Origin of the sequence: Alteromonas sp. McT4-15 (assembly GCF_020515205.1) — a bacterium.
Classification (GTDB): Bacteria; Pseudomonadota; Gammaproteobacteria; order Enterobacterales; family Alteromonadaceae; genus Alteromonas.
Genome location: NZ_JAJALG010000027.1, coordinates 1 through 13298 on the forward strand (window position 1 = coordinate 1; position 13298 = coordinate 13298).

A 13298-nucleotide genomic window follows, 5' to 3' on the forward strand; every position below is an offset into this window, starting at 1 on the left:
CGATGGAAGAAGGTCTTCGTTTCGCAATCCGTGAAGGTGGTCGTACAGTAGGTGCTGGTGTTGTATCTAAGATCCTAGACTAATCTAGACTTAGCAACACAAGCCCAAAAAAGCGCACTTAGGTGCGCTTTTTTTATGCCTTTTTGAAAGTGCGTGAGTGTATGCCCTCTGAAACACGCCGTAAACCCATCCATGGGGGCTCCGACACCGCATCCTTGCGGTGTAGGGTTTCAGAGGGCATACACTCACTCCCTTCTTGCGGCATAGCATAAGAGTATTGGGAGAAGAGGGAACAAGCAGTGGGTTATGCCTGTACGGCCTTGGGGTTTATCAGCGCCTGCCTTGCTATTTCCTATGCTTTGTTCAGCGGATTTGTTGAATTGGATAATGCCGCAATGTGGTATGGAGGTATTGCTTCATTCACCGGCGTTTGCCTTGGTGTTATGGGCGTAATCAAAAGGCAAGAGAGTGCGAATTTAGGTTCTTCTTTAGCAAGGTAAAATGTAACGCCAAGCCCATTCAAAGTTGCAGGGGTGGCGTCACATTAAGAGGTGCTCGGTGGCCGTTAAAGTTGTACGACTTTGTATCCTTTCGCTTCTAACAGCTTCAGAACATTATCTTGGCCTACTAGGTGTCCTGCGCCAACGAGAACAAATTCAAGATCATCGTCACCAAACATGGCTTCGATAAGCGGTACCCAGTTTTGATTGCGATTTGTAAAAAGCTCATCAAACGATGCCGGTGATTCTTGCTTGAAGGTTTCTATTACCAGTTCGTTTAACTGCGTTGTATTCCCAACGCGCCAAGCGTTAATGGTATCTTGCAGCGTTGAATTAAGCTCAGGTAGGGTCTCTAAGGTCTGAGCAATGAAGCGGTCTTCTTCGCCTTCTCCCATGTTGGCAAGCATTTGAACTTGAAATTCTACTGACTCTAAGTATTCACTTGGCTTTCCGTCGCGCTTTGCGAGTCGGGTAAAATAGGCATCCACTCCTTCACCAGCCAGTTGATTGCGCTGAGCTTCCATTGCAACTAACATTGTCGCCACCATGCCCGGCTTAAAGCCCGCTATCTGGTCAGCTGTTGCGCCAAACGTGCTTAAGTACTTGTCCAATGCTGCGTAGGTTTCTGCTGACAGCTGATCCTTAAGTGTTTGCCCATTGCGGTATGCCACAGCAGCCATCATCTTTTGTTGTGCTACAAGGTCAGTCGGGTCTGGTAATTGTGCTTCAAACACCACAGTGTCAGCGTTTTCGTATATTGCCGTAAATACGTCAGGTAAAGGGAATTCTGACGCAGGTAGTAAGTGTATTGTGCCACCGACATACACAATGTCCTCGCCCTTCGACACCTGCCATACAGACGTAGTTGCGCTATTAACGTCGTTGGCCATTAGTGATGACGATGTTAACGCAACACTCAAAGCGAGTACCATGTTGCGCAAAGAAAAGCGTTTCATTGTTAATTTCCCTATTAGCGTGTGTAGACCTTTATGCAGGCATAAGGTTTGTAGTAGATTGAACAATCACATATTTGCAGGGATTCGGCAATCATGAAATACCTAATGCACGTAGCATTTCTTTCTGTCGTTATTTCACTCTCATCAGTTGCTAACGAGATTACAATGCCCCAAACAGCACTTCCCCCTCCAAGTGATACCAGTAGTCAGTTTAAACATGCGATCACGCAATTTCCTGTACCAACGGTTGAAGAGTCAATTGCAGCGACACCGCAAACTGTCGAGCAATGGCGAGACTACATACAACAGCGAAACGCCGACCAGAAAAAAAAGATTAAGAAAATGCGCAAGCAGTTCAACGTACACGTTGAGTTACTCGATATTGCGGGAGTGACAGTACGTAAAATTACACCTGAATCCTTATCCGAAGAATTTAAAGATAAGGTCTACATTGACGTACATGGCGGTGCCTATGTACTTTTTGGCGGATTGCCGAGTATAGAAGAAGGCATTCTAATTGCTCATAGGCTGGGTATTGTGGTATTAAGTGTAGATTATCGTATGCCTCCTTCGTCACCGGCTCCCGCTGCATTACACGATGTCGTTGCGGTGTATAAAGACGTGCTTACTTCATATAGTGCCGACAATATTTTTGTCGGTGGTACTTCAGCAGGTGGAGGTTTGATTTTAGCTGTAACTCAGCAACTCATTAAAGATGACATAGCACCACCACGTGCACTTTATGCCGGCACACCATGGGCTGACCTAACGAAAACGGGCGATACGTTATTTACTAATGAAGGTGTCGATCGCATTTTAGTGACCTATGACGGGCAGTTGGCCTCTGCTGCAAAACTTTATGCATCAGGTAAACCGCTTGATGACACAAGCATATCGCCGCTTTATGGCAGCTTTGAAGGATTTCCTCCTACCTTTCTTCTCAGTGGAACCCGGGATATGTTCTTAAGCGATACGGTAAGAGTTAATCGCAAAATTCGTGATTCAGGTGGTGATACCGTGCTGGAGGTCTTTGAGGGCATGTCACATGCTGACTATCTTATTGCTTATGAAACACCTGAATCCATAGCGGCCTATCGCGCCATCAAGCAGTTTTTTAGTCAGCACACAGCATCAAACAAATAACACAATATTGCAAATGATAACGATTATCGTTAAGATTGCCTTGAGTCGCGTTATCATTTGCGTTTTTAGCAACGCGATAGACACGGCCAAAAACCCTTTCCTTGTTTCGTAAAGAAGGTTTTCTTGATGTTGAATCGTTGCTACCTGTTTGCAATGTTTGTTTTTGCTTCTGTGTCGAGTTTTTGCCTAAGTGCAAGTAGCTTGCCCGAGCAAGTTGATAGCCTAACCGAGCAGTGGCTGCGCATAGAAAGACAAACGCGTGAGTTAGAAAATGATTGGCGACAAAAAGAGCCAACACTTAAGCAGCGCATTGCACTCTTACAAGCTGAAAAAGCGCAGCTTTCCGAGATACTGTCACAAAGTAAGCAAACTGGCACTGATGTAGAAGAGAAACGCGAGGCATTGCTTGCACAACAGAATACGCTAGAAGCTGAACAATACGCATTAGAACAAACACTCGCGCCTTTGTATTCTGTGTTAAATAGCATTTATCCTACTTTGCCAGAACTTATTCAACAGCGCTGGGACAGTGAAAGGGAAGTGCTGACAAGCGACGCCACTTCTTCACAACAACTTCAAGTCGCGTTGGCGCAGCTTTTTTCTCTTCAAACATTCAATTCGGCCATTACCGTTCATGAAAGCATCATGAAAACTCCTGATAACAAAATGGTAATGATGAAGCAGCTTTACTTGGGCAGCCAATATGCTTGGTTTTCAAATAGCGATGGTCAATATCAGGGGTGGGGAAGTAGTCTCTCTGGGCAATGGCAGTGGACATTCAGCGCCTCAAAAGACGGTCAGTTGGATGATATTTTGACCGCCATTTCGATTTATGAAAAGCAGCAACAGCCCGATTATGTCACGCTTCCATTAGATTTAAATAGGGCCGAATTATGAGATGCCTCAACCTATTAGTCATGCTGTGTTTGGCAACCTATACGTTATCAGGTCATGCAACAACTGCGCAGTCGCCCAATGGTGAAATGCTCAAAAAAATCGAGCAAGCCAAGGCTAGGTTGGCGCAGACAGAATCGAGTATTAGTAAGGCGCGTGTATCATTGTCGAATACGCTTAACGCACTAGAGCAAGAGGTTATAGCGCTGAGAGAGGCAACATCTGTAGCCCGTCGTAAGGCAGACGAAAAAACGCTGGGGCTTGTGCAATTGGAAGAGCGCCTTGCCCGATGGCAGGAGCAGCACGTATTTCAAGAAGATGTTATCAATCGCTTTCTACGGCAGGTAAAAAGTGAGAAAGCGGAACTGAAATCTATGACGCTTTCTGAAAAAGTACAGTCCGTTTTGCCGATAGCAAAAAGCTATTATGATGCACAGTTTCCGCAGTTCCAAGCTAAGCCCTTGGTACTATCAAATGGAGAGTTGGTCGATGCACAGTTGCTCACTTTAGGGCCTGTCACTTGGTATCTCACTCATGCGCCGCAAGTGTCTGGCCTGGCGACATTTCAAAATTCACACTGGCATGCTGACACACAGTTTAGTCGTGCACGCACACAACAGTTATTTGATTTACTGAATGTTGATTCAGGGGCAGTTGTTTTTGACCCTACACTAGGACGAGCCGTCACACAATCAGACAGCAGTGAAAGCTTGCACGAACACGTTATTAAAGGCGGGCTTTGGGTTATCCCCATTGTATTGTTCGGCATTCTTGCGCTGAGTATTGCACTATTTAAAGTCGCCCAATTATGGCGATTACCTACTGTTAAGCCCGTCACATCAGCAAAAGCGCTGTCATCGTTGCTACATCAATCTTCTATCAATCACTTTTCTGGAATGCAGCGCGAACTTATCGATATCGCACAAGGCGCACGCACGCCTTTTGAACGTGACGATGAACTCTTTGCTAAGTTACAGGCATTTAAGTACAAACTAGAGAAATACAATGGCGCCATTTCAATTACTGCGGCTGTCGCACCGTTACTTGGATTGTTAGGTACAGTGAGCGGCATGATAGAAACGTTTAGAATGATGACCGCATTTGGTTCTAGTGATCCCGAAATTATTTCAGGAGGAATCGCAAAAGCGCTAGTCACCACTGAGCTTGGATTAGTCGTTGCTATCCCCGCACTTATCCTCAATGCCATTTTATCTCGCAAAGCGAAAACGTATTACGATTCACTCGAGTCGTTCGCACTGGTGATTAGCAGCGACAGCGAAGAGGCGAGGGTAGCGTCTTGATATCACAACTCATTGAAACCCCGTTGTGCTGGGTGATGGTGGTTACGGCCTGGTTTACCTATCAATCTATCTTTATTTCGTTGGGAAAGCAGAGACGAGACAGAATGGATACCCAAGACAGCGCGTCGAATGAAATGATACCCAATGTTCTTATTGGAGCGCTGCCTTTGATGGGGCTACTCGGCACCATCTCGGGGTTACAGTTAAGCTTTACAGGCATGATGTCACAGGGCATAGACAGTCAGGTGGTAACAAAAGGCATTGCGGATGCTTTGTTTACCACTCAGCTAGGTTTAGTGTTAGCCATTCCCGGCTGGTTACTTATGGCCCTTGTAAAACGTAAGCGGTCGCCTTCTCTTTTGCAAAATAGACAAGGAGCCTAGCCCTTGAGTCTTCGCCTTCAACGCCGAATTGAATTGCAGAATACGCAAGGCATTGATATGTCACCGCTCCTTGATGTGGTGTTTATCTTGCTGATTTTCTTTATTGTCTCAACCGTGTTTGTAAAAGAAACAGGGGTGGAAGTAGACAAACCGCAGGCCATTTCGGCAAAACAGCTAGAGCAAAATACCATTATGCTTGCCATAACCCACGACAACCGTGTGGTGTACGACGGCGCTAATATCGGGCTTACTGGTGTGCGTACTGTAATTGAGCAGACTCTAAGTAGTGAACCGCGCCCTGTGGTAATTCAAGTTGATAAATCGGTGCGCTCAGAATTACTGGTAAGTGTTATCGACGAAGCCAAACTGGCGGGTGCACAGTCGGTCAATATTGCCACGTTAAAGCAGTAAAATAAGGTTAGCTATCAATGGTAACTCGTACATCTTCGTTGTTATTGTCAGGGCTGGTACTTGCCTTTGCGCTAGGAACTATGTGGCTTGGTCAGTTACTGGCAGAAAGTAGTGATACTACAGTCATTGTGCGTAATGTGGATATGCTTGTTACAACGCCGCCGCCTCCACCCCCTGTTAGTCAATCATCGCATACAGACCCTACCCTTGATATTCAAATAAAGGGGGCGGGTGCGCAATTGATGGTGTCTGAAATAGTCGTATCGCCCACACTTGATATTGATATGCCGACCATGCCGGAAATCGACACCACTTTTTTACAATGGTCACTTTCCGATATCGATACCAGTGCATTTGCCCTTAATGAACTTGATAGCACGCCTACCTTGTTAACGCCGATAAAAGTCCACTTTCCCAAAAGACTTAAAAAGCAAGGTGTGAGTAAAGTGCTGGTTAAGCTTGATGTGCTGATAGATGAACAGGGTAATGTCGAGTTGATGGATATTGTTGAAAACCCTCACCATGAATTAAACAAAGAAATTGTACGCTTTGTCAAAAATAGCCGGTTCACTTCTCCATCTAAAGAAGATGCCGCAGTGAAAGCGCGCTTTATATGGCCGGTGCTAATAGAAGCCTAATAGGAGTTTGTTGCCATAATGAAGAACGGTATAGGTATACGGGGTCAATTATTCAAGGTCATCATTTCGATCGTCGTGTTTTTCGCATCATCATGTTTTGGTTATGCAGCTTCAGCGATAGACGTAGAACTTGATGTCCCAAGTTGGCAATTCGTAGTGGGTCACCTTCCAGCAAGCCCCTCTACAGTGTCGATTACCGCAGATGAGCGCACATTTGCGAAGCAAGTAATGTCATTAGTTGAGCAAAAGGCGCTTGATAAAGCGCTGCATTTATTCGATAAGCAAGATATATCGGCAATGAGTGCAAAGTTGAGAGAGCTTTATGGGCAAATCTTATTGAGTAACAAACGCTATGACAAAGCACGTGATGTACTAAGCAGCGTAATTGAAGAAGAGCCTGATTTAGGTTCTGCCCATCGTGCGTTGAGTCTTGCCTACTTGATGCAAGACGCGTTATCTCAGGCCCGTCATCACCTTACGCGCTGTATTGAGCTGGGTATTAATGACCCACAGGTGTTTGGTCAACTTGCTTACACAAACCTGCAAATGGGCAAAGCGGTTACCGCCATAAGCGGCTATCAACAAGCGCTTTTGTTAGAGCCAGACAACGAGCAGTGGTATCAGGGGCTACTCTACGCGCTTATTCAAAGTAACAGCTTAGCGCAAGCAGAAAGCTTGCTAACACAAATGCTGGTGCAGTCGCCAGAAGATAAGCAACTTTGGCTTCAACGCTCGCAATTAGCGCTAAAACAGGGGAATAAGACTAAAGCTATTGGTAGCTTAGAAACCGCCTTGTCGTTGGGGAATAACACAATAGCTAATGTAGTGACATTAGCCAAGCTTCATATTAAAGCTGGCAGTACAACAAGAGCCAGCCATTTACTCGCCGAGCACAGTGATATTCTGCTTCAAGATACAACCGGTGAAGGAGTGAGTGCTTATGTGGATATTGCTACGCATCTGGTCAACACTCAGCAGTGGCAGCTTTTAGCCACATCACTTGAGCACCTGAGTCATAAAACGCAGAGATTAAGCACAGAACACAAATCGCAATTTGATGTGCTTCATGCGCAGTTAGCGATCTCGAAGGGGCAAAATAAACAAGCATTGACGCGATTACGCAGTGCACTGGATGCCGTTCCTGACAACGGCGAGGCTTTGTTGTTGTTAGCCCAAATTTATCGCAAGCAACATCGGCTAGATCACGCAAAAATGCTATACATACGCGCACAGGCGCTTGAGGAAACCAAACAGCGCGCTATGTTAGCGCAAGCGCAAATGGCCATAGAGCAGCAAGAATACGTTGAGGCGCTTTCATTATTACGTGATGTATATAGTCACTATCCATCGCGTACTGACTTACTACACAATATTGCGGCTTTAGAAAAAATCATCAAACACGCCGCGTAGCCATACTTTTTAATCAACATGACTACCCGTTTACACCATTACTTAAAGAGCTTTTTCTATTAGGTTAAAGATGATAATAAATCTCATTTGCATTGATTGTTGTCATAAAATCTGTATCATCTAGCCCGATAAAACGCAGAAGTAAATAAGAGTCAAACAAGTCAGTGAAGAGTTTTTCGATAGGCACAGTGCGACAGTGGCACTGGATAAGCGGCGCAGTGTGCTTAGTGGGCATGTGCTTATTCGCGCTCACTGGGATCACGCTTAATCATGCAGCCGACATACCTGCAAACAGAGTTGTTAACGCGGTAGAGACTGAAGCCTCACAAGAGGTCGTTGATGCTTTTCGTGCCCTTGCACCTGATGAGATAACCATACCTCAACAATTGGTGGCTCATATGGCAAGTATGCACGATGTTGCTATTCCTCGTTCACTTCAGGGTGAATGGGATGGGATCGAATTTTATGCTGCGTGGCCTGGCCCTGGTGCTGATAGTTGGGTAGCGCTTGATGTTGAGCTTGGCATCATTACTTATGAGAACGTGGATAGAGGCTGGATTGCCTACTTTAATGATCTGCATAAAGGTCGCAATACCGCGACGGCATGGCGTTGGTTTATCGATGCATTCGCTCTAGCGTGTGTTGTATTTAGCGTAACCGGCCTTTTGTTACTCATGCGCCATTCTGCTCATAGAGCCTCAACCTGGCCCATTACCGCGCTAGGCGTGCTCATCCCATTTGTTATTTTGCTGCTTTTTGTCCACTAGAGAAACAGTAAAGCACCGTTGTAAATGATGTTTTTCGCCACGTAACTTAATAACCATCGAGGCTTTAGCCTAGGGCGACAATTTCTAGAGTTAGGAGTGTATTAATGAAAGTTCTGCATAGTTTGGTCATAGTAGCTGGCGCCTTGGCGTTGACAGTGTCTTCTAATGCCGTGAATGCACAAGATGAAGCCACATTAAATGTTGGTTTGCCACAGCTCGATGTAGCCGAGTATCACAAACCTTATGTGGCAGTGTGGATTGAAGATGCAAAGCGCAAAGCAACGCACGTAGCGGTGTGGTATGACGTAGATAAACGTGAACACAAGGGTAAAGAGTGGTTGAAAGATTTACGCCAATGGTGGCGTCGTGGCGGAAGAAGCTTAGATTTGCCCTATGATGGGCTTACCAGCGCAACTAAAGGGCCAGGTCAGTACTCCATTGATGAACAGTTAAATGAGGCTATTGATGACTTGACGGCAGGTGACTATACCTTGCGTGTTGAGGTATCGCGCGAGGTTGGTGGTCGCGAAGTTGTATCTATACCTTTCTCACTTCCCCTGTCTAAAAATACGCTACCCATTGAAGCGTCTGGCTCATCTGAAGTGGGTACTGTGGTACTTAGCGTAAAAAGCAACTAAGCGAAATACAAAATAAGGAAACAACATGAAAGCGACGTTTAACCGTGCCATAGTCCTCGCTACCGCAACCCTTGCGTTATCTTTCTCGGCCAGTGCTCACCGTGCATGGCTACTGCCAAGCTCCACAGTATTATCTTCAGAAGAAGCGTATGTAACCGTAGATGGTGCTATCTCTAATACGTTGTTTCACCCAGACCACGTTGCCATGAGCATGAATAACCTGACGATAATGTCCCCGCAAGGCAATAATGTTGAAGCGCTCAATATGGCGAAAGGCAAATACCGAACAACGTTTGATGTGAAACTAGACCAAGAAGGCACTTACAAACTCGCATCGGCAAGCACAGGACTACGTGCATTTTGGCGAGACGAAGACGGCAACAGAAAAATGTGGCCAGGTCGAGGGCAGCCTTTTGACGCGACTAAATTTGACGCCGAAGTGCCAAAAGAGGCAAGTGAACTTCGCGTAATTCAAAGTGCTCGTCGTGTTGAAACGTTCGTCACACTTGGTGCACCGTCAAATAAAGTATTTGCACCAACAAATGTGGGGTTAGAGCTTGTTCCTGTTACTCACCCCAACGATTTGTTCGCTCAAGAAGCCGCAACATTCACATTGTTAATTGATGGCGAGCCTGCCGCTGGCGCACAAATAGAAGTTGTTAGAGGTGGCATGCGTTATCGCAACGACCAACAACTTATCGCAGTTAAGTCGGACAGCAGCGGGAAATTCACTGTTACATGGCCAGAAGCCGGGATGTACTTCGTCGAAATTAGCTACGAAGATGATAAGGCTTCAGCGCCAGCTACAGTAAGAAGCGCAAGCTATTCGGCCACACTAGAAGTACTGCCGCTGTAACAATTAACGCGCTTTAGCAATCAAAATATAAGAAGCACCATGACAGAAACGCACCGCTACCTGTTGGCCTTCCTAGCGACCATGCTGTACGTACTTTGGGTAGCAGTGCTTTATTACAAGCATAAGAAAGTGCATGACCGCACACTCGCACATTCACTCACCAGCGACAGTACGCTGGTGGTGTATGCTAGCCAAACAGGCACAGCAGAGAAAATAGCAAGGGTGAAAGCGGCGCAACTACCACTCCCAGAACCCGCACCCGTGATATCTATGTCGTCGTTGTCGTTGCAATCGCTTCAGCGAGTATCGAAGGTGATTTTTGTGGTTAGCACCTACGGCGAAGGCGAGCCTCCTGACATGGGACGTAAATTCAATCGCGCTATTGCGCAGGCTGCTACCACGGGCTCTACCACACTATCTCATCTTCATTTTGAAGTTGTGGGGGTAGGCGATCGTCAATATGCGCGATTTTGTCAGTTTGCAGATACGCTTTTTGACGGCATAAAGCAATTAGGCGGTAATGCTATACAGCCAGTGCAAAAGTTAGATGCAGGAAGTGGTGAACACCTTGCTTTACTCAATACATCGGGAGACGTTCACTATCAACAACCTTCGATAACGCTAACCCTAACCAAACGAAAGCAATTAAACAGCGACTCACCGCAATCGCAAAAGCTATGCGCGCTGTCGTTTGACCACAACAGTCACTTGTCTACTGTCCACTGGCAGGCGGGCGATGTGTTGGATGTTCTTATCGAGCAAAACAATGAAGACGCTGGGCTTAACCTGCCAGCACCAAACGTGTCTCAACATCAATCTTCTCATCAGATACCACAAATCATTCGCACCTATACCATTGCCTCTGTGCCGGAAGAAAAAAATATCAAGTTGGTCGTTAGGCAGTTAGTGAAAGACGAAGGTGAGCTTGGTATTGGCTCGGGCTTTTTAACTGACACTTTGCAAAACGAGCAGCCCATCAAGGGCTATATTAGACAGCATGCCAATGCTTGCATCACAGATACCCAATCTCCCTTATTACTGATTGGAGCTGGAAGCGGTGTGGCTGGGATAAGGGCACAGCTCGCTAAGCGCGCTCTACTCAAAGATGCGGGCCCCGTGTGGATTTTATTTGGCGAGCGCCATCCTACATTCGACGATGTGCTTGATAAAACATTGTCACCTTTTCATTTATCGTCATGCTTAATACGTAAACACATTATTTTTTCTCAGGCAACTCATGGCAGTGGATACGTTCAACAGCTGCTACTTCAGCAAAGCAGTGATATACGCAGCTTCTTAGGACAGACAGGGCAAGTGTATGTATGTGGACGCTACGAGGGTATGGGCAAGGGTGTAGACGACGCACTTCGTTCAATTTTAGGTGACAGCGGGCATAAGAAATTGGCTGAGCAAAAGCGTTATCATCGCGACCTCTACTAACAGGGTTAGACTTTAGTCTAATGTCTGCCGGCTAAGCTATTTACATGTTTAAATACGCGACCGAAGTAACCTGCGTCGATGCCAAGTACATGGCATGAGTCGCTATCATTACCATCTACTGTGGTTTCTCTTTTTTGAATCAATCTGATTCCCGTGTAAGTTACTGAGGTATTTGCAGTTTGCAGGTAAGACCTTTAGGCACTATAAAGTGGTGTAGTGTTTAGAAAAACAACAAATAGGACGACAGTATGCAGTCTATTGCCATTGTAATACTGGGCATTATTGGAATGATGTTCGGTTGGTTTGTGTATTCGAAATTTATCGCAAATCGCATTTTCAAATTGGATGATAGCTTTGTAACGCCAGCGCACACCGAGCGCGATGGCGTTGATTATGTACCTACCAACAAGGTGGTATTGTGGGGACACCATTTTACCTCTGTAGCCGGAGCTGCACCTATTGTGGGTCCCGCTATTGCAGTGTATTGGGGGTGGGTGCCCGCAGTATTATGGGTAGTGTTTGGCACCATATTATTTGCTGGTGTGCATGATATGGGGGCTCTCTGGGCCAGCGCCCGTCATAAAGGAAAGTCAATGGGTGCACTATCTGAGAGTGTCATTGGCAAACGTTCTCGCGCCCTATTTATGATTGTTGTATTTCTTGTACTGCTAATGGTAAATGCGGTGTTTGGTGTGGTTATTGCCAATTCTTTTGTGTCTCAACCTAACGCGGTATTCCCAGCATGGACCGCCATTCTTGTGGCGTTGGTAATTGGCCAGTTGTTAAAGCGCAACTTCAGTTTAATTCCTTTGTGTATTGTAGGAATTGTGGTGCTCTACGCATCGGTATACGCAGGCAGCTATATTCCATTAAGCCTGCCAGAAACCCTATTTGGTTTAGGCGATAAGGCAAACTGGATCATCATTTTGTTTGTCTATGCAGCTATTGCGTCATTGCTGCCAGTATGGATGCTTCTACAACCACGCGACTTTATTAACGGCATGCAACTGTTAGTTGGGCTCTTCTTGCTATATGGGGCGGTTTTCTTCTCGTTACCTGATATCACTGCGCCGGCATTTAACATGCAAACGGCGGTGGATACGCCCAGTATTATACCGTTACTCTTTGTAACCATTGCATGTGGTGCAGTATCAGGCTTCCACGGCATTGTTTCCTCGGGGACAAGCTCTAAGCAGTTAGATAAAGAAACCGATGCACGTTTTGTTGGCTATTTAGGCGCTATAGGTGAAGGTTCTTTGGCACTTATTACCATAGTCGCAGTGAGCGGCGTAGCCTTTGCTGCGTCACCTGAAGAATGGCATGAAGTCTACAGCCATTTAGGTGCCGGTAGTGTAGGGGCGTTTATTACCGGTGGTGCTAACTTAATTCAACAAGGGTGGGGCTTACCGGTTGATTTTTCTTCAACCATACTGGCTGTAATGGTCGTGCTTTTTGCTGGTACGACGATGGATTCTGGCGTGCGTCTTCAGCGTTACATCATTCAGGAGTGGGGTGATATCTACTCAATAAGCGCGTTGAAAAATGGCGTCGTTGCCACGTTAGTTGCAGTGGGATGTTGTTTGCTGCTTGCGTTTGGCGCTGGTGGCTCATCTGGTAGCGGCGGCATGATCATCTGGCCATTGTTTGGTTCGACTAATCAAATACTGGCAAGTCTAACCTTACTTGTTATCTCGGTAATGCTGATCAAGCTTGGACGCCCTGCGCGTTACACCCTTATTCCAATGGTGTTTGTGTTAGTCATGGCGTTCTTCGCTGGGCTTATAAAGTTAAAAGAGTATTACCTTGCTGAAAACTATCTATTGGTCTTTTTAGATGCAGTGGTATTAATTGTGTCTGTATTAGTCATGCTAGAAGCGTTTTCAGTTGTATCAAAGCTCAAGAAAGAGAAAGACGCTTAAACCGCTTTAGTGTTTTCATGGTTGGCCTCGTTATTTGAACAT

Annotated in this window: 16 protein-coding genes; 14 read left to right on the forward strand and 2 right to left on the reverse strand. The window is 45.9% G+C overall.

Going from position 1 to position 13298, the window contains the following annotated elements; translation table 11 throughout:
- Both LHL20_RS15745 and LHL20_RS15750 read left to right on the forward strand, forming a co-directional pair.
- The coding region (locus LHL20_RS15745; RefSeq protein WP_136783439.1) for a hypothetical protein at nucleotides 1–83 on the forward strand (83 nt) is incomplete at its 5' end.
- Between the two features lie 216 nt (nucleotides 84–299).
- The gene (locus LHL20_RS15750; RefSeq protein WP_226433973.1) at nucleotides 300–500 is read left to right on the forward strand and encodes a hypothetical protein; all 201 of its coding nucleotides are present in this window, start codon (nucleotides 300–302) and stop codon (nucleotides 498–500) included.
- Nucleotides 501–565: 65 nt separating this feature from the next.
- On the opposite strand, the gene LHL20_RS15755 is transcribed toward LHL20_RS15750, so the two are convergent.
- Nucleotides 566–1456: a TraB/GumN family protein gene (locus LHL20_RS15755; protein WP_226433974.1), complete on the reverse strand. Its 891-nt coding sequence runs from the start codon at nucleotides 1454–1456 to the stop codon at nucleotides 566–568.
- Nucleotides 1457–1549: 93 nt separating this feature from the next.
- On the opposite strand from LHL20_RS15755, the gene LHL20_RS15760 reads away from it, so the two are divergent.
- The 11 genes from LHL20_RS15760 to LHL20_RS15810 all read left to right on the forward strand — a co-directional run bounded on the left by LHL20_RS15760 (nucleotide 1550) and on the right by LHL20_RS15810 (nucleotide 11337).
- A complete protein-coding gene (locus LHL20_RS15760; RefSeq protein ID WP_226433975.1) occupies nucleotides 1550–2599 on the forward strand; it encodes an alpha/beta hydrolase in 1050 nt (349 codons plus the stop codon).
- 126 nt (nucleotides 2600–2725) lie between these two features.
- Nucleotides 2726–3496, forward strand: coding sequence for a DUF3450 family protein (locus LHL20_RS15765; protein WP_226433976.1), 771 nt, complete (start codon nucleotides 2726–2728; stop codon nucleotides 3494–3496).
- Nucleotides 3493–4794 carry a MotA/TolQ/ExbB proton channel family protein gene (locus LHL20_RS15770; protein ID WP_226433977.1) on the forward strand — a complete coding sequence of 434 codons (1302 nt, stop codon included), beginning with the start codon at nucleotides 3493–3495 and terminating at the stop codon, nucleotides 4792–4794. Before LHL20_RS15765 ends, LHL20_RS15770 begins: the two co-directional genes overlap by 4 nt.
- On the forward strand, nucleotides 4791–5177 hold the full coding sequence (locus tag LHL20_RS15775; protein WP_226433978.1) for a MotA/TolQ/ExbB proton channel family protein: 387 nt from the start codon (nucleotides 4791–4793) through the stop codon (nucleotides 5175–5177). Before LHL20_RS15770 ends, LHL20_RS15775 begins: the two co-directional genes overlap by 4 nt.
- A 3-nt stretch (nucleotides 5178–5180) precedes the next feature.
- The gene (locus tag LHL20_RS15780; protein ID WP_226433979.1) at nucleotides 5181–5588 is read left to right on the forward strand and encodes an ExbD/TolR family protein; all 408 of its coding nucleotides are present in this window, start codon (nucleotides 5181–5183) and stop codon (nucleotides 5586–5588) included.
- Between the two features lie 17 nt (nucleotides 5589–5605).
- Complete coding sequence (locus LHL20_RS15785) at nucleotides 5606–6226, forward strand: energy transducer TonB (protein ID WP_226433980.1); 621 nt, start codon at nucleotides 5606–5608, stop codon at nucleotides 6224–6226.
- Nucleotides 6227–6244: 18 nt separating this feature from the next.
- Nucleotides 6245–7636 (forward strand): tetratricopeptide repeat protein, encoded by a 1392-nt coding sequence (locus LHL20_RS15790; RefSeq protein WP_226433981.1) that lies wholly within the window; start codon nucleotides 6245–6247, stop codon nucleotides 7634–7636.
- Between the two features lie 164 nt (nucleotides 7637–7800).
- Nucleotides 7801–8403: a PepSY-associated TM helix domain-containing protein gene (locus tag LHL20_RS15795; RefSeq protein ID WP_226433982.1), complete on the forward strand. Its 603-nt coding sequence runs from the start codon at nucleotides 7801–7803 to the stop codon at nucleotides 8401–8403.
- Nucleotides 8404–8507: 104 nt separating this feature from the next.
- The gene (locus LHL20_RS15800; RefSeq protein ID WP_226433983.1) at nucleotides 8508–9041 is read left to right on the forward strand and encodes a DUF2271 domain-containing protein; all 534 of its coding nucleotides are present in this window, start codon (nucleotides 8508–8510) and stop codon (nucleotides 9039–9041) included.
- A 25-nt stretch (nucleotides 9042–9066) separates the two neighbouring features.
- The gene (locus LHL20_RS15805; RefSeq protein ID WP_226433984.1) at nucleotides 9067–9897 is read left to right on the forward strand and encodes a DUF4198 domain-containing protein; all 831 of its coding nucleotides are present in this window, start codon (nucleotides 9067–9069) and stop codon (nucleotides 9895–9897) included.
- A gap of 39 nt (nucleotides 9898–9936) precedes the next feature.
- Entirely contained in the window at nucleotides 9937–11337 is a 1401-nt protein-coding gene (locus tag LHL20_RS15810; protein ID WP_226433985.1) for an NADPH cytochrome P450 oxidoreductase family protein, read from the forward strand.
- 17 nt (nucleotides 11338–11354) lie between these two features.
- On the opposite strand, the gene LHL20_RS21090 is transcribed toward LHL20_RS15810, so the two are convergent.
- On the reverse strand, nucleotides 11355–11480 hold the full coding sequence (locus LHL20_RS21090; protein WP_264180962.1) for a hypothetical protein: 126 nt from the start codon (nucleotides 11478–11480) through the stop codon (nucleotides 11355–11357).
- Between the two features lie 105 nt (nucleotides 11481–11585).
- Between LHL20_RS21090 and LHL20_RS15815 the strand changes: the two genes are divergently transcribed.
- Entirely contained in the window at nucleotides 11586–13256 is a 1671-nt protein-coding gene (locus LHL20_RS15815) for a carbon starvation CstA family protein (RefSeq protein WP_159627631.1), read from the forward strand.
- The last annotated feature ends 42 nt before the right edge of the window (nucleotides 13257–13298 follow it).